The organism is Synechococcus sp. CS-197 (assembly GCF_025128215.1).
Lineage (GTDB): Bacteria > Cyanobacteriota > Cyanobacteriia > PCC-6307 > Cyanobiaceae > Synechococcus_C.
In genome coordinates this window covers 16,497-40,155 of record NZ_JAHLZC010000016.1, presented here as the reverse complement: position 1 = coordinate 40,155, position 23,659 = coordinate 16,497, and the positions used below count along the sequence as shown (strand labels likewise).

The window sequence follows — 23,659 nt, the reverse complement described above, 5'->3', positions numbered from 1 at the left end:
GGACTGCCTGATTCCTGAATCATCGAGTGGTGTTGCCCTCGTTCGCGACCAGAGCGCCAACTGAATCGCAACACTCAGAATTTTCTCATGGTCTTCTTAGTAAATTTTCATATTGGTGTACAATAGGCATTTGTGCCCTTGTAGGGCTTGCTTTTTGCTGGCAATTACATGTATTGGTTTTCTTTGAAGCAGATAATTTTGTCTTTCGGACTTCCTTTTGCTGTGTTCGCCTCGGCTGCCCAGCCAGCACGATCGCAAATTGAATCCTCAGGTGAGCTTGGCACCATCATCAACGGCGGTTCTGAGGCACAGATTTGTCGTTCCGGTGTTTGTGCCATTAGTGGCGGAACGGATGCAGGCTCTAATAAATTTCATCAGTTTACCCGTTTTGATGCAAATCGTACCGGGTCAGCTATTACTGGAGTGACGATTGAAACGGATTCTCAGAGCAATGTCATCCTTGGTATTGCATCGTCATCCAATGGCTTCAATCTCAATGTTCCTTTGAGTCTTGATTCTGGTGCCAATTTGTTCATTGTTTCTCCAGATGGCATCACTTTGTCGTCCGGCGCTTCTTTCTCCAACGTAACGAACTTAACCCTTACGAATCGTTCTTCACTGCCTATCGGTCAAAGCCAATTTTCGGTTAATTCAAGCCTCAGCGAAACCCAGTTGCTGACTGGCACGCCGTCGCTTAACCGGCAAGTCAATACTCTTTCAAATACAGCATCTTCCATTACGATTGGCGGGCTCACTTTGTCAATTGATGGTTCACTTTACGTGCATGCAAATTCGGATTTAACGCTTTCAAATTCAACACTAGATGTACCAACGTCTTTGGATGTTGGGGGTGATTTAGCACTCTCAGATGTATCACTTTTAAATGCATCGTTCGATGTAAACTCTGAACTTTCTCTCTATTCCGTAGGTAACCTCAAAATAGAAGACTCCTCGTTGGATAATCATTCGATAGTCAAGATTGACTCGGGTGGTACATTGACTATTTCAGACCCCAATAACTCCGCCGAAACTGGAGTTGCCATTGATAATAATTCTTCAGTGGTTATTGACACAGTAAGTGATTTCAGCATTTATAACGCATCCATAGCTAATAATGATTCAGTAGCCATTGACGTTGGTGGTAATTTCTTAGCAGATAGCAATCCGTCTGTTAGTAATTCTGGAGTGTCCTTTGACCAGAACACGACTCTGTCTTTGACAGCAGATGGAAGTATTAGTCTCTACGATTCAAGCATTAGTGACAATCAGTCTGCCACGATTACATCGGGTGGGGATTTGAACGCAGGTTCTATTGATCAGTCTGGTGCCTATGCGTTCGGAGTTTCGTTTGATCGCAATTCCTCACTTACGCTCACATCTGTTGGCAATGCTAATATCTATAACTCAAGTATTAATGATAACACCACGATTACGATCACTTCTGGTGGTGATTTTGGTTTCTATGGTTCTGATCTTCTTAGCAATTTACCTTACACAACTGATCAGTATCTTTCGGATTTTGATACCGTTTTTGCATTGCCAGCTTTCTCGATCGATGCTGTGGGCTTGATCACTATTCTTGATTCGAGCCTTGATTTCAATGGTCCATTTGCGCTGATATCTTCAACTTCTGACGTTAATATCAACAATTCAGACATTCTAGACAATCTTTATCCTTATATTGAATCACTTGCTGGGGATATCTTTATCTCTAGCTCCTTGCTTTCGCGTAATGCTTATATCGATGCCTATTCCTTAGGTAATGCCTATGTTTTCGACACATCTGTTGTTGGTAACGACTTGGTGATTGGCGCTGAACAGGGAGACTCGGTAATTGCAAGTACTGAACTTGTTGACAATGCCCTTGATTTCACAAGCGATGGTGATGCAGCGGTGGTCGATTCAATTGCAGTTGGTAATGATTTAAGCGTTGAATCAGAAAGCGGCGATGCAGTGATTGTTGATTCTGATGTGGTTGATAACGATGTGACGGTTTCTTCAGACGATGGTGACGCGGTGATTGTTGATTCAACTGTTGAGGGCAATGATCTGAGTGTTGAATCAGAAAGCGGCGATGCAGTGATTGCTGATTCTGATGTGGTTGATAACGATGTGACGGTTTCTTCAGACGATGGTGATGTAATGATCTTGTCTTCTAGTTTTGATGAGAATGTTTTTGAAGCTGTGGCTCTTGTTGGTAATGTTGATGTCCCGAGTTCGGATTTTGCTGACAATCAGCAGTTAGCATTTTCCACTGGATTAGATGTTTCTGTTTCTGGCTCCGATGTGAGCGGGAACAACTCTTTGGTGGTTAATACTGGTTATAGTGCAGTTCTTGACTCGTCAAGTATTAGTGATTCTTCGCTGTATGTTGTTGATGGTAATGAATCATCGATTTCATATGTCAATGATTCTAAAGATACATCCTTCGATGTGTCACGTTCTAATGACACCACTTCGAACGTTGCTTCTGACTCTCAAGTTGCTGTTGCGTCGGATGAGCAGTCATCAAGTCAAGAGAATTCGTCAACGCAAAGCTCTTCTGTTTCTGTTTCTGTTTCAGATAGTGATGGTGCTGATGAATCCTCCGCTAGTTCTGAATCAGAATCAGCTACTGACAGTCAACCTGATTCGGAGTCTGATGGCGAGTCAGACGGTGATTCTTCATCAGAACGTGCCAGCTCCTCAAGCTCACAAGACGAGTCGTCTGCATCGCAATCCGGTGAGTCTGAGTCTGCAGAGTCCGCGACACCGAGTGTTCAAGTCAGTACACTTGACAACACTGTCGTTGAGTCCAATTTAGAAGATTCGCTTGCTGTCAATGCTAACCAAGTTTTGTCAGCTCTTGGTTTGGATGATTTGAGCCCAACACCATCGAGCGAGCTCACACCAGCGAAAATCTCACAAAGCCTCAGTGAAGCACGCCAGGCATATCAGTCAGTGTCGAGTTCTTTGTCCATGTTGCCAAGAGCTTCACTCGCTTCATCAACAATACAAGTGCTGACTAATGCCTCCTCAAACCAAGCTCGCTTTAATCCCGCATACCTCAATATTGCCTTTACAAAGAATGCTGATCTAGGAGTTGGTAATGCTGATAACGGTTTTATTGATCTGACACTGATAACGTCAAATGGAACGGTGGTCGGCCGTCGTTCGGAGCTATCACTCAAGGAGTTTTCAAAGTTACTTCGAGGTTTTTATGGCAAAATCACGAGCCAGCGTCCTTTAGAATCGTCGAAAGCTTCGTCAGAGACCTCGAGATTATATTCTTTGTTTCTTCAGCCTATTGATGAGATCTTAGTTCGTGAACAGATCACATCTGTATTGGTGTCCGCTGATCGTGGTCTTCAAGCAATTCCCTTTACAGCTCTTGCGCGTCAAGGTGAATATGCCGTCAGAAAGACCTCTTTCTCTTTCACACCGTCTTTGGCACTGACCGATCTATCTGTCCCATTGGCGGACGCGAAATCAGATGGCATTTTGATTATGGGCTCTTCTGAGTTTACTGACTTGGCACCTCTCCCTTTTGTTGGCCAGGAGGTTGAAAATATTCAACAGGTTTATGGCGGCTCGGCTGTTGTTGAAGATCAATTTACTTCACAACGTGTTATGGCCGACTTGAAAAGCTCAACGCAACCGCTGATTCATCTTGCAACGCATGCTGACTTCAAGGGTGGCAAACCGGATCAATCGATGATTCATACTCGAGATGGCTTCATTTCTTTTGAAGCATTTAAGTCTATTCGTCGGGAGAGAAAGTCTGATCCAATTGATCTTTTCGTGCTCAGTGCTTGTCGTAGTGCACTAGGCGATAGTGATAGTGAAATGGGGCTTGCTGGTATGGCTCTACAAGCTGGTGCAAAGAGTGCGATTGGTTCACTTTGGTACGTTGATGATGTTGCCACGTCAGCATTCTTTTCTCAGTTCTACCGTTACCTTAGTCGCGGTATCACGAAGTCAAGCGCTCTGAGCATGACACAGCGCGATTTTGCTTCAGGATCAATCAAAATTACTGGATCAGATGTTGTTGCTCCTTCTGGTGATGTCTTGTTGTCTAATCTGTCTGCAGCGCAAAAATTTAATTATCCAAGAGGTTTCCGCCATCCTTTTTTCTGGTCTGGCTTCGTACTCCTCGGCACCCCTTGGTAAGTCGTTTTTTCTTAGAACCGATAACTAACTTTGGTGTAAAGCCCATTTCCTAACGTCCATTCGTTCCAAAGGCCTGCATTGTTTTCAACGTTAATTTGTTTTGCCCAGCCTAAGTCAACACTGAGCTGATTTTTGTGGAGCCACCTTACTAAAACTCCATAGGAACCGACAGTGTCGTTCAAGGTAATTCCTAAGCGTGTTGTTTGAATACCACCAGCACCACCAAAAGGAACCAGTTTGAATTCGTTGTTTTTGGTTTTCTTCAAAGACCACTCGAGCTCTAAGTTTCCAATCCATCCGTTGTCTCCACTAATCAATGTTCCCGGTAAGCCTCTTAATCCATTATCACTGCCAACGCTAAATCCCATACTGCTCGTTAATGGATGAAAGGCATACTGGCCTCCAGCAATTGCTTTTGCGATGAGTTTTTGATTGATCGCCCATAGACCAGTTGCATAGGCACCAATGGCCCGGGCATTGCTGGGTTGGATCCCAACCACATTTAAAGCATTGAGTTCATCCGCACTACTGAATGAACTGATTCCTTGCAGTCCGTAAATTTGTCCTGTCCATAACATCGAATTTTTGACTCCTTGATGGCCGATTCCTATCCGAACGTATCCAGTTGTGAGATCCCCATCTAAGCCACCTCCGACAATGATCGGGAATGATTCGTTTTTGTAGTAGCTGTTGTTGTGATTTGCACTGATCCCAGCAAATGCATACGTATTGGATGAGCCTGTTTGTTGTAAGGTCCAATTGGTTTGAATTAACCCCTGGTATTGTCTAAAACTTAAGTCTCTGAAAGGTTCTGGGAATTCAACTAGGTAACGACGATTTGCTCCAAAGGATGCTGTGACATCGACTGTTTGGCTGAGCGGGTATGTATAACTCAGCGAGCCTATGCCTGCACCGAGTTCTGGGTCGCTGTCTGCATTGAGTTCACCATAAAATTGAAATTGATCTCCTCTTGTTAGCAGATCCTTTTTCTGCAGGATCGCGACGCCCCTCCATTCTCCACTTCCTGTATTGCCATCATTGCGTATTGATGTTTCTCCTCTCCAAAGGCTTGGTACTGATTCTACGGTGATATTAAGTGTTGCTTTTGTTGGATTGCTTCCCAGTTTTCCAATGCTACCTGTGATCTTGCTGGCGATTCCACTGCGTTCAAGACTCAACAGGCTATTTTTAATCGTGATGATGTTAAATGTCTCATCAAGCAGTGGCTTGAGTTTGTTTTCAATTTCCTTTCCGAGGCTTTTATCTTTTGCGTTGACGTTGATTTCAACAAGCCTTCCTGGGATGATGATGAGGTTGGTTGTGCCATTTTTCGTTTCCGCTACGACTCGTGTGTTGATATAGCCATCTTTCTGTAATCGAGAGTTGAATTTGGTGACGCAGCTGTCTGCGCTGCTTGAGTCGAATGATTGATCGCAGTTTTCGAGAATTTCTTTTGTTTGATCATCGCTGTAGGGAGATTTGCCCTCAATGTTGATATTGTCTTCATTGTTATTCTTTGTTCCCTTTCCGCCTTTCCTCCCGTCATTGGCTTCATTGTCAATATCGAGTTGAATTGTCGCGGGCTGGCTTGTTGGGATCTCACGTTCTGGAACCCTTGCTGGTCCTGGCTGTATTGGTGGTGCTACGAGTTGGGCAAGGAGGATGATCACTTGGTTTTGTTGTAAGTTTGATGGGTTCGCTTTGTTGGCTCCTAGCCTCCAAACTTCGCTCAAAGGTCACATGCGACCCCTCAACTCTATGGTGTTGATTCGTGGTCTTGTGCGCGCATGTGTCAGTTTTGTTGATGTGTCAGCGTCACCCCTCAATTTGGACTGTTCTCTCCAGCCTTGTTTTGTCTACTCCCAGGCTCCTGATTTTTTGTGTTTCGTGAGTCGGTTCCTGCCTTCTCGAAGTCAATTCTCTGATGATGTCTTTCTTTGTTGATTAGGTGCGTTGAGTTGCGTTCGTTTGGTGTAGGCGTTGTAATTGGCGACTTGCCTTGGTAATGCAGAAATGGATCCCACCCAGCTCTCTTGTTGCTTGCTCGAGCCGCTCTGTTTCGTGGTCATGCACTGCTTCGATGCCGCTGAGTAGCAATCCGATCACCCGGTTGCCCCTTCGGCAGCGTTCACTCACCAAGGCCAGCATCTCGACGGCCAGGTCGCTGTCGAACAGCATCGCCTGCAGGAGGTCTTCCCCTGGCAGGGCGAGGAGTTCGGCCGCACCATCCACAACGCGAAAGTCGGCATAGTGCTGGCCATTGGCGAAGAAGCCCACCTCCCCAAGTAACTCCACAGCTTCCACTACAGCCAGGGTGTGGCGTTCGCTGCCTTGATGCACATCCACAGCCACCTTGCCACTGGTGAGCAGCATCAGGGTTTCCACCGGGTCCCCCTGGCGAAACAGCACATCGCCTTCTTTGGCAGTGATTGGTTTGGGATTGAGTTCCTGTTGATGAGCTTCCAGGAGCAGTTTCAAGCGTTCGCGAAACGCTTGCAGCTGCGGTTCATCACCCCACATGAATGGATCACGGCTTCTTTCTTGATACTCCTTGGGAGCTGGCCATGCACCTCCGCTTCAAGTGCTGGTTTGCGTAGGAAGTTTGAGCTCCTGGCGCCAATCGGCCAGCGGCCGATCCCAGCCATCTTCCAGTTTCCGCGCAATCACCAGGTCTGCATCCAGGCCCATCTGAAAGCCATGGGCCAACGCCCGCAGCATGGGTGCCAGTGGCTCGTCGTTTTGCAGGGCTGAGAGCATCCCCCCGAAGATCAGCATCACGGCCAGCGGTGAGCGGTTCTGCGCGAGGTTGAATCCCTGGAGCCCCAGTTCACTGGCGCCGTCAATGCCAAAACCGGTCAGCACATGCACGATGTCGTGGGTTTCCTTGAGTCGGTGAACGACGAAGTCCTGGGAGTTACTGACTGGTGAGGGATCGATCAAGCTGTCAGGGGTGATGCCCTGGCTGATCAGTTGATCGGCATACACCCGACCCAAGCTGCCCTCGGGCAGTTTCTGCAACTGGTCGAGGTTGATCGGTGCAGGCCGCCAGCCTTCGTCGACCAGTGATCGGAATTGGTGGTCCTCCAGCAGGTGCTCCACCATTTGCTTGCCGAGTGCGCTGTCCTTGAGGCTGGCACCCACAGCAAAAACGCTTTCCAGCGAACCGGGATTTTTCAGAAAGGCAGCAAGTCCTGCAAGCAGTTTCAGGCTCTGGAGACGTTCCTGCAGTTTGATGCGCACGGGTCAGCCCTGGAGATAGGTGGCCTGCTGAAGACTGCTGGCCACGTGACTGATCAACAGTCTGGCGTCGTTGACCGACAGCCGCTGTTCGCGGATGGCCTCCTCACTGGCCAGGCGGAGGCGTTCGAGCATCAGATCAGGGTCGTGCTCCATCGCTTCGAGCACATCGGAATTGGTGTCGCCGCGCACCACGTGGTCGAGCAGATAGCCACCGCCTGGGGCCAGGCGGATGTGCACGGCATTGGTGCTTCCGAACAGGTTGTGCAGGTTGCCCATCACCTCCTGGTAAGCACCGGCCAGAAACAGTCCAATCAGGTAGGGCTGATCCGGCTTGGGGCTGTGCAGTTCCAGCAGGGGTTTGCTTTGACCGCCCTGAATAAAGCGAGCCAGCTTGCCATCGGAGTCACAGGTGAGATCAGCAATGCTTCCGAGCTGGTTGGGCTGTTCATCGAGGCGATGAATCGGCATCACGGGAAACAGCTGATCGATCGCCCAGGTGTCGGGTGCCGATCGAAACACTGAAAAATTGCCGTAGTAGGTGCTGGCCAGGCTGGCGCGCAGGTTGCGCAGCTCCTCGGGGCTGCTGTCATCCGCTGGCAACAGGCGACTGATGCGCCGCGCACAGGCCCAGGCCAGTTGCTCGGCCCGCGCCCGCTCCGGAAGGCTCAGGTATCCCAGGCGGAACGCGCTCAGTGCATCGCCCTTGAATTTGAGAACGTCGTTCCAGGCTTCCTGCAGGTTCGCGGTGGTGATGCCATCAAAGGTTTCATGCAGGTTGCGCAGGATCAGCGGATCGTCGTCCATCGGTTCCGGCCGCTCGTCCGGCGCGGCACCGGTGCCGAGGATGTCGAACACCAGCACGCTGAAATGGCTGGCCAGGGCGCGACCGCTTTCGCTCACGAGCGTGGGCACGGGAACACCGCTGGGTTCACAGCATTCCTTCACGGTGGCCACCACGTCGTTGGCGTAGTTCTGGAGCGAGTAATTGGTGGAGGCGGCGGTGGCGCTGCGGCTGCCGTCGTAGTCGACCCCCAGGCCACCACCCACGTCGAGGAAGCCCATGGGAGCACCCAGCCGGTGCAGTTCGCCGTAAATCTGTCCCGCCTCCTGCAGGGCATCTTTCAGCACGGCGATGTCATTGATCTGGCTGCCGATGTGGAAGTGCAGCAAGCGCAGTTCCTTCAGAAGCCCCGCGTTGCGTAGTGCCTCGGTGGTGTCGAGCAGTTCGGGGATGGAGAGCCCAAATTTGGCGCGGTCTCCCACAGAGCTGCCCCAGCGGCCCGTACTACGGGTGGAGAGGCGTGCCCGAATTCCAATCATCGGTGCTGCACCCAGGTGATCGCTCGCCCGGATGATCCGCTCCACCTCGTCGGGTTGTTCGATCACCACCACGGGCTGACGCCCGAGTTTGCGCGCCAGGATGGCCGTTTCCAGGTACCGCTGATCCTTGTAGCCATTGCAGATCAGCAGAGCGTCCGGATCGTTCAGCAGTGAGAGGGCAATGAGCAGTTCCGCCTTGCTCCCTGCCTCCAGACCGAAGTGCCAGCGCTGGCCGCTTTCCACGATGCGTTCCACCACGTGGCGCTGCTGGTTGCACTTCACAGGGAACACGCCCTGATAGCGGCCCGCATAGCCGTAGTGCGCGATCGCACGGTCGAAGGCCGCATGCAACCGCTCGAGGCGATCTTCAAGGATGTCGTCGAAGCGGATCAGCAGTGGAAGGCCGAGATCCCTGGCCTGCAGGCCCTCAACGAGTTCGATCAGGTCGATGCTGCCGCCCCGCTCGCCCTGGGGTTGCACGGTGATATGACCGCGGGAGTTGGTCGAGAAGTAAGGATCGCCCCAGCGATCCAGTCCGTAGAGATCGGCACCGTCCTGCACGGTCCATGGTCCAGCGGTGCTGGTGTGGGCCATCAGCGTCAAACGGTGCTCTCCAGGCTCTGTGCCGCGAATCTAGGCAGGGTTCATCGCTTCAACAGCTCGGCGCAGTCCGCTTGCTTGCCAAGCGGGCCGGCTGCCACGGACGATGGCGACGGTTTTTTGTTTTTCCATGGCCTCGGAACGCACCTTCATCGCCATCAAGCCCGACGGGGTTCAGCGCGGTCTCATCGGCGAGATCCTTGGGCGTTTCGAGCGCAAGGGCTTCAAGCTTGTGGGCCTCAAGCAGCTCACCCCCAGCCGTGAACTGGCGGAGCAGCACTACGGCGTTCATAAGGAGCGTCCGTTCTTCGCTGGACTGGTCGACTTCATCACCTCAGGTCCTGTGGTGGCGATGGTGTGGGAAGGCGACGGTGTGATCGCCAGCGCTCGCAAGCTCATCGGCGCCACCAAACCTCTGGAGGCAGAACCAGGCACCATTCGCGGCGATCTGGCCATCAACATCGGCCGCAATGTGATTCACGGCTCTGATGCGCCTGAAACCGCGCAGTTCGAGATCGGTCTCTGGTTCCAAGCGTCCGAGCTGAGCGATTGGACCCCTTCTGATCAGGGATGGCGCACCGAAGGCTGATTCATCAGCTCGGGCCGGGTCCTCTGCCCTCGTGCGGCGCATCATGAGAGGACTCGGCTAATCGGTTTTGTGAGCGATCACGGTTCCCATGCTCTGCAGCCCTGGCTGAAGCGCGTGGCGATCACCTGGGTAAATCATGCCGGCGCTTCCTTGGTGAAGGTGGTGCCCCGCCGCCATCTCGACACGGCCGCCGATCTGGGTGTGGGGTTTTCGCCGGTAGCCGATGCCTTCCGGGTGGATGGATGCATCGCTGCTGCGCACCGTTGCGCCCGACCGGATGAAGACCTGCGTCTCCATGCTGTGGCGGAGGCGCTGGTTCCGCTCGAGCCCGATCGCGGCTGGGCCTGGGCCCCTGGAGAGCGGCGTTGGCGTGATGGACGGGCCTACGAGGCCGATCAGCGCAGTTTCTGCCGGCTGCAGCAGGATCGTTTGCAGCAGCAAGGGCTGACGCTGCAAGCGGGCTTCGAGCTCGAATGGATGGTGCTGTCAGCGGAGGGGGGAGCCCCGGGGTCTCCCGCATTTCCCGGCGGGCCCTATGGGGCTGATCGCTTGGTGGAAGGTCTCGACTATGCCTCTGAGATCTGTGACGCTCTGGATGCCGCTGGGCTGGACTGGTTGCAGTTTCACCCCGAATACGGCGCGTCCCAGTTCGAGTTGTCTTTGGCCCATGGGTCGGCTGTGGAAGCCGCCGATCGCCTGGTTTTGGCTCGCCTGGTGATTCAGCGCGTGAGCCGGCGACTGGGGTTGCGTTGCAGCTTCACGCCCAAGCTCACCACGGATCAGGTCGGCAACGGCGGTCATGTGCACTTCAGCCTTCTCCGGCATGGTCAGCCCGTGCTGCAGGGGGGCGATGGCCCAGGTGGCGTGTCGCCGGAGGGTGCGGCGCTGATTGCCGGTGTGCTGCATCATCTGCCGGCGTTGCTGCCGATCGCCTGTCCGCTTTCGGCCTCCTACGCCCGTCTGGCCCCCAGCTCCTGGTCGGCGCCCTATCAGGTGTGGGGGATTGAAAATCGCGAGGCGGCCTTGCGTTTGGTTCCCACCTCGCTGGATCAAGTGCCCGCCCATCTCGAGCTGAAAGTTGCCGATCTGGGGGCCAATCCCTACCTGTTGCTTGGCGCTCTGCAGGTGTTGGCGCTGGCCGCTCTCAGCGACGTTGTTCCCCTGCCGGCGCCGGTGCGCGGTGATCCGGCGCGCGCGGACGGCAGCACAGCGGCCCATGCCCGTCTGCCCCAGTCCTTGGCGGAAGGGCGCGCAGCCTTGGCATCCAGTGCAGTGCTGTCGGCGGCGATGGGGGAGCTGCTGCATGGGAGCGTGCTCGACAGCATCGATGCCGAGATTGAGCGTTGTGCGGGTTGGCCCGCGGAACAGGTGATCGCCAGCACCCGTTGGTGGCCGCTGGTGGGAGACCTCAGCTGACGCCGGCGTCAAACCGCTGCCATTGGAAACAGGGCAGCAAGCGCTCGAGGTCATCGCGGGCATGGCCCTGGCTCACGCAGTCCGCAATGGCCTCGGCTGTGGCTGCAGCCATCAGCACTCCGTTGCGGTGATGGCCGCAGGCCAGCCAAAGGCCAGAGAGGGGGCCTCGGCCCAGCAGGGGCCCCTCGTCCGGCGTGCAGGGCCGGAATCCCCACCAGCGTTCCATCGGGGGCCAGCCCGAGGCTTCCGGAAGCAGCGAGGCAATGCCCTGTTTGAGAGTGCTTTGCCCTTGAGGGGTGAGGCCCTCGGCAAACCCCGCGTCCCGCTCCGATGTGGCGCCCACCACCACCAGGCCGTCTTCTCTGGGCACCAGGTAAGTGCCTGGTCCGAAGATCACGCGTTTAAGAGCGCCCCGAGGAGCCTGGAGGGAGAGCATCTGCCCTTTCACGGGGAAAATCGGCAGCTGAGGCAGGAGCTGGCTGCTCCAGGCTCCGGAGCAAAGCACGGCGATGGCACTGTTTCGTTCCGTTACTGTTCCTTCGGCGTCACGGATGCGTGCTGTGATGCGTTGGTTACCGCTTTGCAGCAGGTCCAGCACTTCCACGCCTTCAAGAAATTGCACCCCCCGTTCCACGCAGGCGCTTTCCAGGGAGCGCATCAACTGGCGGCGGTTGTCGATCTGGCCGTCCTGCTCGAACAGCAGGCCGGCCTGCCACGTCGGGGCGATGCCCGGGACTTCCCGCTCCAGCTGCTGGCGGTTCAGGGCTGTTCCGAAGGCTGCCGTGGGGTAGCGATCCCGCTGATCACTGCTGCTGAAGGGCACCACAATGCCTGTGGATCGCAGTCCGCAGGGCAGGCCGCTGTCGGCCTCGATCTGGGCGACCCAGCTCGGAACCCGCTCCAGGCTCAGTTGACCGAAGCGCAGCTGGTCACTGCTCAGGCCTTCAGCGTGGGGAGCCAGCATGCCTGCCGCCACGAACCCTGCGGCCTCACCGCGCCGCCGGCTGATCACGCACACAGGATGGTCACGCCGGGCCAGCTGATGGGCGATGGCCAGGCCCATCAATCCACCGCCAAGGATCAACGCGGCGTCAGTGGCGGGTGGGCGCAAGGCGGTCATGGCTGTTGGGGGCTGCGGTTCGCGGTCTTTCCATAGGATTGCCCTGCTCTGAACGTTCCACACAGCGGATGGCGGCACCTGCAGCAACAGATCAGGCCTGGGAAGCGGTGATCGGTCTCGAGACCCACGTTCAGCTGGGCACCAACAGCAAGATTTTCACGGCTGCATCCACGGCGTTCGGGGATGACCCCAACACCCACATCGACCCGGTGGTGTGCGGGCTGCCGGGAACGCTTCCCGTTCTTAATCAGAAGGTGCTGGAGTACGCCGTCAAAGCGGCGATGGCACTCAATCTGAACATTGCCGAGCACAGCAAGTTCGATCGCAAACAATATTTCTACCCCGACCTGCCCAAGAACTATCAGATCTCCCAGTACGACGAACCGATCGCAGAGGACGGCTGGATCGAAGTGGAGGTGGCCGAGAAGGGCAAAGACACCTATCTGAAAACCATCGGCATCGAGCGCCTTCACATGGAGGAGGATGCCGGCAAGTTGGTGCATGCCGGCAGCGATCGTTTGGCTGGCTCCACCCATTCGTTGGTGGATTACAACCGCGCCGGCGTTGCTCTTGCGGAGATTGTGAGCAAGCCGGATCTGCGCACGGGCCGGGAAGCGGCGGAATACGCCTCGGAAATCCGTCGCATCATGCGCTACCTGGGCGTGAGCGACGGAAACATGCAGGAGGGTTCACTCCGCTGTGACGTGAACATCTCCGTGCGCCGAGGGCCGGAGGCGCCGTTCGGCACCAAGGTGGAGATCAAGAACATGAACTCGTTCTCGGCCATTCAGAAGGCTTGTGAGTACGAGATCCAACGGCAGATCAAGGCCTACGAGGCCGGTGAGCCCATCGTTCAGGAAACGCGGCTCTGGGATGAGAGCAAGCAGCTCACCAAGAGCATGCGCAGCAAGGAGGGGGCCAGTGATTACCGCTATTTCCCAGATCCGGATCTTGGGCCGATCGAGGTGAGTGCTGACCAGCGCGACTCCTGGCGGGCGGAGCTGCCGGAGCTGCCGGCAGCCAAGCGCCACCGCTACGCCGACACCCTGGGGCTGTCCCAGTACGACGCCCGGGTGCTCACCGACGAGAAGCCGATGGCCGACTACTTCGAGGCCGTGGTGGTCGCAGGTGCCGACGCCAAGCTTGCGGCCAACTGGATCACCGGCGATATCGCCGCCTATGTGAACAGCAACCGGCTCAGTTACGCCAACCTGCCCTTCCGCCCCGAACAGCTGGCTGAGATGGTGCAGTTGATCGACGGCGGCAAGATCAGCGGCAAGATCGCCAAAGAGATCCTGCCCGAACTGCTGGAGAACGGTGGTTCACCCAAGGCGATCGTTGATGAACGCGGCCTCGGCATGATCAGTGACCCGGCTGCGATTGAGGCCATCGTTGATGAGCTTCTGGGGGCCCATCCCGATGAGGTGGAGGCGTTCCGCGGCGGTAAGACCAAACTGCAGGGCTTCTTCGTTGGCCAGCTGATGAAGAAAACCGGCGGCAAGGCCGACCCCAAGCTCGCCAATCAGATTCTCAGCAAGAAGCTCAAAGGCTGAGCTTGCTTCAGCAGCTTCCCTGTTCCAGCAGAGAGGCCACGGTTGCTGTCCACGCACCCGGTTCGCCGCTGTTGTCGATGATCTGATCCGCCAGCAGGCATTTGCGTGCCAGCGGCCATTGCGCCTCGATGCGTTGATCGGCCTGCTGAGCCGAGAGCCTGTTGCGCTGAATCAGCCGTTGCTGTTGTTGCTCCTTGCTGCAGCGCACAACCCACACTTCCGTGCACAGGCTCTCCAGGCCGGATTCATAGAGCAGAGGAACCATCAGCACGACCGCTGGTGTGAGCTCAAGCTCGCCGAGAGCGGTGTCAAAGGCCTGCCGGACGAGGGGGTGGATCAGCTGTTCGAGCCATTGGCGCTCCACCGCATCGGCGAACACGATGTCGGCCAGGGCCGATCGATTCAGCTCCCCCACGTCGGCTCGTGCCCCACGGGCAGCCACAGCGGGTCCGTACCGCTCCAGCACGGCTTGGCAGCTTGCACTGCCAGGGGCGAGGGCGTCCCTGGCGTAGCGATCGGCATCCAGAACCGGGAGTCCGTGGTCGCTCAACCAGCGCCCCACGCTGCTTTTGCCCGATGCGATGCCGCCGGTGAGACCGATCCGGCGTTGGCTTGGCATGGTGCGGCGGCAGGATGCTTTCAGTGTCTCGCGTACAGCCGTGGTTGACGCCGCTCGCAGGGTTTCGTCCGACTGGTTGCCGGTGGCGGGGGGGGTGACCGCGCCGACAGGATTTCAGGCCTCAGGGATCACCGCTGGCCTGAAGGCTTCTGCCAAGCCTGATCTGGCCTTGGTGCTGGCCCCCGAGGGTGCGGTGTGCGCAGGGGCATTCACCCGGTCGGTAGTGCGTGCCGCCTGTGTTGATCTCTGCGCTGAACGACTGCAGGACGGGGGTGGTCAGGCGCGGGCGGTGCTGATCAATTCCGGTCAGGCCAACGCCTGCACAGGCGATCGCGGTTTGATCGACAGCCAGCGCGCCACCCAGGCGCTGGCGGATCGCCTGGGTGTGGATGGGGAGGCGGTGTTGATCTGTTCCACGGGGGTGATCGGTGTGCCGATCCCGATGGAGGTGCTGTTGGCAGGCCTGGATCCTCTGGTGGACGGGCTGAGCCCGGAGGGGGGATCCGCCGCAGCGCAGGCGATCCTCACCACGGATCTGGTGGAGAAGCAGATCGCCTTTGAGGCCGAACTCGCTGGCCGCACTGTGCGCATCGGTGGCATGGCCAAAGGATCAGGAATGATCCACCCCGATATGGCCACCATGCTCGGCACCATCAGTTGCGATGTGGCCGTCCCCCCTCTGACGTGGAAAGCCATGGTGCAGCGGGCGGTGGAACGCTCTTTTAATGCCATCACCGTCGATGGCGACACCAGCACGAACGACACCGTGCTGGCCTTCTGCGCCGGTGAGTCCCTGCCGGAGTTTTGTGAGGACAAGCTGGAGGAAGGACTCACCCTGGTGGCACAACATCTCGCTCGGGCGATCGCCCGCGATGGGGAAGGAGCCACCTGTCTGATCGAGGTTCAGGTGGAGGGAGCCTCCACGGAGGCCGGAGCCCTGCAGATGGCGCGCACGATCTGTGGCTCCTCGCTGGTGAAGACGGCCGTGCATGGTCGTGACCCCAACTGGGGCCGCATCGTGGCGGCGGCCGGTCGTTCCGGAGTGGCCTTTGAGGCTGACGCCGTTGCCCTCTGGATCGGGCCCCACCAACTGATGGCAGCGGGCCAACCCCTGGTGTTTGATCGCTCAGCTGCTTCGGCGTATCTCAGTGAGCGCGCCTATGGCCGCTACTTAGTGGACGACTCGGTGCAGATTCGTCTTGTCGTTGGTTCCGGCTCTGGAGAGGGCCGGGCCTGGGGGTGTGACTTGTCGGATCAATACGTGCGCATCAACGCCGACTACACCACCTGATTGCAGCCTTGGATGCGCTCCTGGCGTTCAGGGGCGAGGATGGGGCCCACCGTCAGGTGTGTTGTTGACCCTGTGAGTTCCAGTGATGGCCCCCTCCGCATCTGAGCAGCAACGCCCCAAACGCCCAAAGTTCTGGGTTGGTCCCTTGGTGGCCGGTGCTTGTTTTGCGATGGGATACGGCATCACCCAGCGGGTTGTGTTGATGCGAGCCGCCTGGCAGCAGCCTCAGCAGGAAGCGTTCCGTCCGCAGGATTTCCCCGGCGAGACCCTCGGGGACTTGAGACGTCGCCACGGCGAGGACAAAGCGTTGATGGGCGATGTGGCGGCGCTTGAAGCTGTGGAAGCAGAACAACGCAAGCTCGAGCAGGCCAAGGAGCAGGCTGCGGCGATCGCTGCCGAGGCTGAACGTCGTCAGGCTGAGCAGCAGGCTGCTCTGGTGGAGCCCGTTTGGACGGAGCCTGCGTGGACGGCCACGCCCGTGGCCGCCCCTGCTGTTGAGCTTCCTGCAGTCGAGCTGGAGCCTGAGACGCCTGCGGAAACCGCCGTTGCACCGCTTCCTGATTCAGTGATTGATGCGCAGGATCCAGGTCTGTTCGAAAGCCCCGCCAGGCCGGTCAATCCTCAACCGTTCGAGGATCCCCAGGCCTTTTCAACTCCGCCCACGGCACCACCCAATCCGGAGAGCAGCCTCACCAGATGAGGGAGGGATCTGCCACAGTTTGCGCATCGGCAGATCGCAATGACGCCTCCAGATGCTTTGCTGCGCGCGACCATCAATCGCCTGGTTGCCCGCGTTGGTGAGGGGTTAGCGGATGCCGCCGCTGGCATGGCGGTTGCGGTTCAGGATGCCCCCGAACGGATCCGCCAGGAGTGGGATCTCTTCCAGGAAGAGGTGAGAGCAGAGGCCGAGCGACTTCATCAAGAGGGCGATCCGTCTGAGTCCCGCAGCACCCAACCGCCAACGGATGCTTCGGATGCATCGCTGCAAGAACGCATTGATCGCTTGAGGGCCCAGGTCGCAGACCTCGACAACCGCTTGGAGGATCACACTTGAGTCGCGTGGTGTCGATGCTGGCGCCCTGGCGTCGCGCCGTCCGTGCCTTGCGCATCTGGCGTGCTGTGGTGGTGCTGCTGGCCTTCCTCTGGTGGGATGGACAGGCCTGGACCTACGCCGGTGGGCCTACGCCGGAGCGCAGGGAACAGCGCCAGCAGCAACGGGCCCGTTGGCTCACTCGTGAACTTCTGGAGCTGGGTTCTGCCTTCATCAAGCTGGGGCAATTGCTCTCGGCACGTCCGGATGTGCTCCCAGCCGGTTGGGTGGCCGAGCTGGCTGATCTTCAAGACAAGGTGCCGGCCTTCCCCTTCGATCAAGCCCAGGCCTTGCTCGAGGAGGAACTGGGCGCCCGCTGCGCCGAGATCATCGATCTCGATGTGGAGCCGCTTGGAGCGGCCTCGTTGGCCCAGGTGCATCGCGCCAGCTTGCGCAGCGGCCGCCAGGTGGTGCTCAAGATTCAGCGCCCCGGCCTGGAGTCCGTGTTCCGCCTCGACCTGGAGGTGATGCAACAGGTGGCGGCTGTTCTGCAGCGTCACCCCCAATGGGGGAGAGGTCGTGATTGGGTAGCGATAGCCCAGGAGTGCCGGCGTGTGCTGCTCAGGGAGCTGGATTTCCGCCTTGAAGCGCAGCATGCGGCACGGTTCCGCCAGCAGTTTCTCGATGAGTCCCGGATCCGCGTCCCTGGTGTGATCTGGGAATTGAGCACCCGGCGGGTGCTCTGCCTTGATTACCTACCAGGCATCAAGATCAACGATCGCTCGGCGTTGATTCAGGCGGGAATTGACCCTGGTGAGGTCGCTGAGATCGGAGCCGCCAGCTATCTCCAGCAACTGGTGCGGTACGGCTTTTTTCACGCCGATCCCCACCCCGGCAATCTCGCCGTTGCAGCCGATGGGGCACTGATCTACTACGACTTCGGAATGATGGGGCAGCTGTCCGAGCGTCTGCGCCGGCGGCTTGGAGCGATGGTTCGTGCCGCGGCATCGAGGGATGCGGCCGCTTTGGTCGAGGAGATGCAGGCTGCGGGGGTGATCGCCGGTGATGTGGATGTGGGACCGGTGCGCCGTCTGGTGCGTTTGATGCTCCGTGATGCCCTCACGCCTCCATTCAGCGCCAATGTGATCGACAAGCTCTCCGGTGATCTCTACGAACTGGTGTACGGCCAACCCTTCCGCCTGCCGGTGGAGATGATCTTCGTGATGCGGGCACTCTCCACCTTTGAGGGTGTAGGCCGCAGCCTTGATCCTGGCTTTAGTTTGGTGGGGATTGCCAAGCCCTATCTGCTGCCTCTGATGACATCCAGTGGATCCGGTTCCAATGATCTGTTCAATGAGCTCGGCCGTCAGGTGGGGGCCCTTAGTTCCCGTGCTGTAGGGATCCCCCGGCGCCTTGATGAAAGCCTGGAGCGCCTGGAGCAGGGCGATCTGCAACTGCAGATCCGCATGGGCGAGTCCGACAGACAGTTCCGTCGCATGGTGACGGCTCAACACTCCATCGGTCAGTCGGTTCTGCTCGGGGGATTGGCCGTGGCCGCGGCATTGATGGGTGCGAGCGCTCGGCCGCTGTGGGCGCTGTTGCCTCTGGGTGCAGCTGTTCCTGTTGGGATGGGCTGGCTCAAACTCCAGGTGAAGTTGCGCAAGGATGCCCGGCTGGAAAGTCTGTCCTCAACGCAACACTGAGGACAGACTTCGTCTGGGAATCAGGCGTTCCCGCGTGGACCCTGACCGACTGCACCGGCATAAACGGCCTGGCTGCCCAGTTCGTCTTCGATGCGCAGCAGCTGGTTGTATTTGGCCACGCGCTCGCTACGGCTCAGGGAGCCAGTCTTGATCTGACCGGCGCGGGTGGCAACAGACAGATCAGCGATGGTGGTGTCTTCTGTTTCACCACTTCGGTGACTGATCACACTCGTGTAACCCGAGCGGCCGGCCAGATCGATCGCTTGCAGGGTTTCGGTGAGTGATCCGATCTGATTCACCTTGATCAGAATCGAATTGGCGGTGCTGCTGTCGATGCCCTGCTGCAGTCGCTTGGTGTTGGTCACGAACAGATCGTCGCCCACCAGCTGAACCTTGCTGCCCAGGCGTTCGGTGAGCAGCTTCCAGCCCTCCCAGTCGTCCTCAGCCAGGCCATCCTCGATCGAAACGATCGGGAACTGCTCGACCAGTTTCTCGAGCTGACCGACCATCTCGGCGCTGTCGTAGCTGCCGCCGTCAAAGGCATAGCGGCCATCAGCGAAGAACTCGGTGCTGGCCACATCCAGAGCCAGGGAGATTTGCTCTCCAGGTTTATACCCGGCTTTTTCAATCGCCTCCACCAGGATTTCACCGGCTTCCACGTTGCCCAGGTCGGGAGCAAAGCCGCCTTCATCGCCCACTGCGGTGCTCATGCCCTTGGCGCTGAGCAGCTTCTTCAAGGTGTGGAACACTTCGGTGCCCATGCGCAGGGCTTCCCGGAAGCTCGGGGCACCGTGGGGAACCAGCATGAATTCCTGGAAGTCCAGGCTGTTGGCTGCGTGAGCACCCCCATTGATCACATTCATCAGGGGGACGGGCAGCAGGGTGGCCATCGGGCCACCCAGGTAGCGGTACAGCGGCAATCCCAGGCCATTAGCTGCAGCCCGAGCATTGGCCATGCTCACCGCCAGGATGGCGTTGGCACCCAGGGACGACTTGTTGTCGCTGCCGTCGAGCTCCAGCATGGCGGCATCCACGGCGGCCTGATCCAGTGCTGAAAGCCCGCAGAGGGCGGGGGCGATCCGCTCTTCGATGTGGTTCACAGCCTGGATGACGCCCTTGCCCATGTAGCGATCGCCGCCATCGCGCAGCTCATGGGCTTCGTGGGCCCCTGTGCTCGCACCGCTGGGCACGATCGCCCGGCCGCTGGCGCCACCCTCCAGGAGCACTTCGGCCTCCACGGTTGGGTTTCCGCGGGAGTCGAGCACCTCACGGGCCACGATGGTGTCGATGACGAGGTCGAGGGAATCGAACACGTGGGGTGAATCGAAGACTGGGGGATCCTATGGGTCGCCCTGCTCACTGCAGCTGTGCCCTCCGGCACGAATGGCAAGCGTCCACGCACGCACTTCCCCGAGCCCAGGGAATGCACCATGCTGGGAAGGAGCTGCTGATCCTGTCGATGCGCATGCTGCACACCATGCTTCGGGTGGGCGATCTCGAGCGTTCTCTGGCCTTCTACACCAACGTTCTGGGCATGCGCTTGCTGCGGCGCAAGGACTATCCAAGCGGACGCTTCACCCTCGCCTTTGTCGGTTACGGGGATGAGGCGGAGTCCACCGTTCTTGAACTCACCCACAACTGGGATACCGCTGAGTACGACCTCGGAAGTGGCTATGGACACATCGCCTTGGGCGTGGACGATATCCAGGCAACCTGCGCAGGAATTGCTGGCCAGGGAGGTCGGGTTGTTCGCGAACCAGGTCCGATGAAGCACGGCAGCACCGTGATCGCCTTCGTGGAAGACCCCGATGGATACAAAATCGAGCTGATTGAACTGGCGTCCCGTTCCCTGTCTGCCTGAACCACCCCTTAATGACGTCTGCCTACGAAGGGAGCTTCCAGCCTCCAGCCAGCCTCACTGCCGAACCTGAGCGTTTCAGCGATCAGGCCTGGGATCTGTTGCTGAGTTCCCAGGACGTTGCCAGGCGTTGGCGTCATGGAGATCTCGATGTGGAGCACCTGCTCCAGGTGCTGTTCGCCGATCCTCGTTACCAGGCGGAGGTGGCTGTGCTTTCAGTCCCCCGCGACCGTCTCCTTGATCAGCTCGAAGCGTTTCTTGCCGAGCAACCCACCGCCCGCGGTCAGGATCTGTTCATTGGGGAAGACCTCGAACGCTTGCTGGAGTCGGCCGATGCTGTGCGCGGGCTGTGGGGCTCTCGTCTGATCGATCTGTCCCACTTGATCATTGCGATCGGCCGTGATCCGCGCATTGGCGAAGATCTGCTCTCCCGCTTCGGGCTGACGCCGGACCGTTTGGAGGCGGAGCTGCGCCGGGCTCCGGATCCTGGCCCTGGCGCGACGATCCAAGTCCCCGCACAAGGGGCTTCATCACAGGCTCCGTCCTTCCCGGTCCCGCCGTCTGCTCCGGCACCGCCGCCCGCTCCCGCAGCGCCACCGGCGCCTGCCCAAACGACCGACGCCTTGCCTGAGCCGGCCCCTGCGGCTGAGGCAACAGCCCTTGAGCGCTTTGGTCGGGATCTCACGGCGGAAGCTGCTGATGGCCAGCTGGATCCAGTGGTGGGAAGGGATGTTGAGATTCGCAGCCTGATCAAAGTGCTGTCCCGCCGCGGCAAGAACAACCCAGTGCTGATCGGTGCTCCGGGTGTGGGAAAAACGGCGATTGCTGAACTGCTCGCCCAGCGGATGGTGGCTGGTGAAGTGCCTGAATCGCTTCAAGGCCTGCGGCTTGTGGCGTTGGATGCCGGAGCGCTGATTGCCGGTGCCAAGTTCCGTGGACAATTCGAGGAGCGCCTGCGCGAGGTGTTGCAGGAGGTGAGTGATCCGGAAGCGGGTGTGGTGCTGTTCATCGATGAACTGCACACGGTGGTGAACAGTGATCGCAGCAGTGCCGATGCCGGAAGCCTGCTCAAGCCTGCGCTGGCGCGGGGCGATCTGCGCTGCATCGCCGCCACCACACCCGAGGATTACCGGCGCACTGTTGAAAAAGACCCTGCACTGAACAGGCGTTTTCAGCAGGTGCCCATCGCGGAGCCTTCCATCGATCACAGCATCGAGATCCTTCGTGGGGTGAAGGAGCGCTATGAGCTGCACCATGGGGTCACGATCACGGACGCCGCGGTCACCGCAGCCGCCCGGCTCGCCGATCGCTACATCAGCGACCGCTGCCTGCCCGATAAGGCGATCGATCTGATCGACGAGGCGGCCGCTCAGCTCAAGATGGATGTGACCTCCAAACCCCAGGTGGTGGAAGACGCCGAGATGGCCTTGCGCCGGGTGGAGTTGTCGGTGCTTGCGGCGGAACAGGCGCCTGAAGCGGAACGTGTTCAGCTGCAGCGTCAAAGACTGGAGGCCACCACGCACTTGTCCCGGTTGCGGGAGCGTTGGCAGGCCGAACGCGCCCAGCTCGAGGAGCTGCGCCAGCTGCTGCAGGAGGACGAAGATCTCCGCCATGCCATGGCCGAGGCGGAACGCGAGGGAGACCTCGAGGAGGCTGCGCGCCTGCAATACGACCAGCTCCATCGACTCCAGCAGCGCCGCGACGCTCTCGAGCAGTCCCTCAGTGATGCCCAAGCTGCTGGAACCGCGCTGCTGCGCGAACAGGTGGAGGCCGCGGATATTGCCGACGTGGTGGCGCGCTGGACTGGGATCCCGGTCCAGCGGCTGCTGGCAGGGGAACGCCAGAAACTGCTGGAGCTGGATCAACGGTTGCAAGAGCGGGTGATCGGGCAACCGGAGGCCGTGCAGGCCGTGGCGGCTGCGATCCGCAGGGCGCGTGCCGGCATGAAGGATCCGCGCCGGCCAGTGGGGTCCTTCCTCTTCTTGGGGCCGACCGGTGTGGGCAAGACCGAGCTGGCCAAGGCCCTCTCGGGTCAACTCTTTGATGAAGAGGAGGCGATGGTGCGTCTCGACATGAGCGAGTTCATGGAGCGCAATGCCGTGGCCCGCTTGTTGGGTGCTCCTCCGGGCTATGTCGGCTACGAGGAAGGCGGTCAGCTCACCGAGGCCGTGCGTCGTCGTCCCTATGCCCTGCTCCTGCTTGATGAGGTGGAGAAGGCCCATCCAGACGTCTTCAATGTGCTGCTGCAGGTGCTCGACGACGGCCGGCTCAGTGATTCCCAGGGGCGCACCGTTGATTTCCGTCACACGGTGGTTGTGATGACCAGCAATCTCGCCAGTCGGGCCATCCTTGAGGCAGCGCGATCAGGCCAGGAGTCGGACCCTCAAGCCGCATCTCCGTCATTGGATGCGGCGGTGGATGAAGCGCTTAACAGCCATTTTCGGCCTGAATTTCTCAACCGCATCGATGAGGTGATTCGGTTTCGACCGCTCGATCAGCAGGATTTGAGCCGGATTGTGCGCTTGCAACTGGCTGATCTGTCCAGGCTTCTGCGGGAGCAGGGACTCTCCCTCGAGGTTGACGCCGCCGTGATCGATGCCCTCGTGAGCCTGGGGTATGAACCTGAGTACGGCGCCAGACCCCTGCGCCGTGTGTTGCGCCGCCGCCTGGAAAACCCCCTGGCGACGGAATTGCTCGAAGATCGCTTCCACGGTGCCCAAACCGTGCTGGTCCACGCTGGCGCTTCGCCCGCTGAACCCTTCAGGTTTGAACCTGCTTGAGCGCAGAAGGCGTCCGGTAGGATCTTTGTTTGCTGTCACGTGCCATCTGAGCCTGCGTCAGCACCGGCCCAATGACTCCGTGCCCAGCGATTCGTGACAACGCCAACCTCCGAGGACACTGCAGCAGCCAAGTCACCGGCTCCTACCGGCTCTGACCAGCCGGGAAAGAAAGGTGGGTTCTTCGCTGCGACCTACGAGGAGCTCAAGCTGGTTGTCTGGCCCAGTCGGCAGCAGCTGTTCAGTGAATCGATCGCAGTGATTCTGATGGTGAGCCTGTCAGCTGCTGCCATCGCTGCTCTGAGTCGTTTTTACGGCTGGGCTGCGTCCCAGGTGTTCCGTTGATCGGCTGGTCCGCCTCCCACGGCGTCGAGTCGCATCGATGCTCTGTTCT

Annotated in this window: 18 protein-coding genes; 11 read left to right on the top strand and 7 right to left on the bottom strand. The window is 58.3% G+C overall.

The features are described 5' to 3' along the window. The first annotated feature begins 198 nt into the window (after positions 1 to 198). Positions 199 to 4,149 (top strand): CHAT domain-containing protein, encoded by a 3,951-nt coding sequence (locus tag KQ296_RS06140; protein WP_259726410.1) that lies wholly within the window; start codon positions 199 to 201, stop codon positions 4,147 to 4,149. 11 nt (positions 4,150 to 4,160) lie between these two features. Here the strand turns inward: KQ296_RS06140 and KQ296_RS06135 are convergent, their stop codons facing one another. From KQ296_RS06135 to speA, 4 genes are all read right to left on the bottom strand, one after another. Continuing rightward, the gene (locus tag KQ296_RS06135) at positions 4,161 to 5,882 is read right to left on the bottom strand and encodes a ShlB/FhaC/HecB family hemolysin secretion/activation protein (protein WP_011934278.1); all 1,722 of its coding nucleotides are present in this window, start codon (positions 5,880 to 5,882) and stop codon (positions 4,161 to 4,163) included. A gap of 211 nt (positions 5,883 to 6,093) precedes the next feature. Continuing rightward, entirely contained in the window at positions 6,094 to 6,669 is a 576-nt protein-coding gene (locus tag KQ296_RS06130) for a cyclic nucleotide-binding domain-containing protein (RefSeq protein ID WP_011934277.1), read from the bottom strand. 57 nt (positions 6,670 to 6,726) lie between these two features. After that, positions 6,727 to 7,389: a Coq4 family protein gene (locus tag KQ296_RS06125; protein ID WP_011934276.1), complete on the bottom strand. Its 663-nt coding sequence runs from the start codon at positions 7,387 to 7,389 to the stop codon at positions 6,727 to 6,729. A 3-nt stretch (positions 7,390 to 7,392) separates the two neighbouring features. Beyond that, positions 7,393 to 9,303 carry a biosynthetic arginine decarboxylase gene (gene speA, locus KQ296_RS06120; protein ID WP_011934275.1) on the bottom strand — a complete coding sequence of 637 codons (1,911 nt, stop codon included), beginning with the start codon at positions 9,301 to 9,303 and terminating at the stop codon, positions 7,393 to 7,395. Between the two features lie 136 nt (positions 9,304 to 9,439). Here speA and ndk point away from each other — a divergent pair, with 136 nt between their 5' ends. Next, a complete protein-coding gene (gene ndk, locus KQ296_RS06115; protein WP_006042870.1) occupies positions 9,440 to 9,898 on the top strand; it encodes a nucleoside-diphosphate kinase in 459 nt (152 codons plus the stop codon). Positions 9,899 to 9,967: 69 nt separating this feature from the next. Then, the gene (locus KQ296_RS06110) at positions 9,968 to 11,314 is read left to right on the top strand and encodes a glutamine synthetase (RefSeq protein WP_011934274.1); all 1,347 of its coding nucleotides are present in this window, start codon (positions 9,968 to 9,970) and stop codon (positions 11,312 to 11,314) included. On the opposite strand, the gene KQ296_RS06105 is transcribed toward KQ296_RS06110, so the two are convergent. After that, on the bottom strand, positions 11,307 to 12,434 hold the full coding sequence (locus tag KQ296_RS06105; protein ID WP_011934273.1) for an FAD-dependent oxidoreductase: 1,128 nt from the start codon (positions 12,432 to 12,434) through the stop codon (positions 11,307 to 11,309). The two genes, KQ296_RS06110 and KQ296_RS06105, sit on opposite strands and share 8 nt — an antisense overlap. 68 nt (positions 12,435 to 12,502) lie before the next feature. On the opposite strand from KQ296_RS06105, the gene gatB reads away from it, so the two are divergent. After that, positions 12,503 to 13,987: an Asp-tRNA(Asn)/Glu-tRNA(Gln) amidotransferase subunit GatB gene (gatB, locus tag KQ296_RS06100; protein WP_011934272.1), complete on the top strand. Its 1,485-nt coding sequence runs from the start codon at positions 12,503 to 12,505 to the stop codon at positions 13,985 to 13,987. Positions 13,988 to 13,994: 7 nt separating this feature from the next. Here the strand turns inward: gatB and coaE are convergent, their stop codons facing one another. Further along, the gene (gene coaE, locus KQ296_RS06095) at positions 13,995 to 14,606 is read right to left on the bottom strand and encodes a dephospho-CoA kinase (protein WP_011934271.1); all 612 of its coding nucleotides are present in this window, start codon (positions 14,604 to 14,606) and stop codon (positions 13,995 to 13,997) included. Here coaE and argJ point away from each other — a divergent pair. From argJ to KQ296_RS06075, 4 genes are all read left to right on the top strand, one after another. Next, positions 14,605 to 15,897, top strand: coding sequence for a bifunctional glutamate N-acetyltransferase/amino-acid acetyltransferase ArgJ (gene argJ, locus KQ296_RS06090; protein ID WP_011934270.1), 1,293 nt, complete (start codon positions 14,605 to 14,607; stop codon positions 15,895 to 15,897). The genes coaE and argJ overlap by 2 nt on opposite strands. 85 nt (positions 15,898 to 15,982) lie before the next feature. After that, the gene (locus KQ296_RS06085) at positions 15,983 to 16,597 is read left to right on the top strand and encodes a hypothetical protein (protein ID WP_011934269.1); all 615 of its coding nucleotides are present in this window, start codon (positions 15,983 to 15,985) and stop codon (positions 16,595 to 16,597) included. A 39-nt stretch (positions 16,598 to 16,636) separates the two neighbouring features. Further along, a complete protein-coding gene (locus KQ296_RS06080; protein WP_011934268.1) occupies positions 16,637 to 16,951 on the top strand; it encodes a hypothetical protein in 315 nt (104 codons plus the stop codon). 14 nt (positions 16,952 to 16,965) lie between these two features. Further along, entirely contained in the window at positions 16,966 to 18,630 is a 1,665-nt protein-coding gene (locus KQ296_RS06075) for an AarF/ABC1/UbiB kinase family protein (RefSeq protein WP_041428702.1), read from the top strand. Between the two features lie 20 nt (positions 18,631 to 18,650). On the opposite strand, the gene eno is transcribed toward KQ296_RS06075, so the two are convergent. Then, positions 18,651 to 19,943: a phosphopyruvate hydratase gene (gene eno, locus KQ296_RS06070; protein ID WP_011934266.1), complete on the bottom strand. Its 1,293-nt coding sequence runs from the start codon at positions 19,941 to 19,943 to the stop codon at positions 18,651 to 18,653. Between the two features lie 146 nt (positions 19,944 to 20,089). Here eno and gloA point away from each other — a divergent pair, with 146 nt between their 5' ends. The 3 genes from gloA to secE all read left to right on the top strand — a co-directional run bounded on the left by gloA (position 20,090) and on the right by secE (position 23,610). Then, positions 20,090 to 20,491 (top strand): lactoylglutathione lyase, encoded by a 402-nt coding sequence (gloA, locus tag KQ296_RS06065; RefSeq protein WP_041428980.1) that lies wholly within the window; start codon positions 20,090 to 20,092, stop codon positions 20,489 to 20,491. Positions 20,492 to 20,502: 11 nt separating this feature from the next. Beyond that, positions 20,503 to 23,268, top strand: coding sequence for an ATP-dependent Clp protease ATP-binding subunit (locus tag KQ296_RS06060; protein ID WP_011934264.1), 2,766 nt, complete (start codon positions 20,503 to 20,505; stop codon positions 23,266 to 23,268). A 93-nt stretch (positions 23,269 to 23,361) separates the two neighbouring features. Continuing rightward, positions 23,362 to 23,610: a preprotein translocase subunit SecE gene (gene secE / locus KQ296_RS06055; protein ID WP_011934263.1), complete on the top strand. Its 249-nt coding sequence runs from the start codon at positions 23,362 to 23,364 to the stop codon at positions 23,608 to 23,610. Positions 23,611 to 23,659 lie beyond the last annotated feature (49 nt).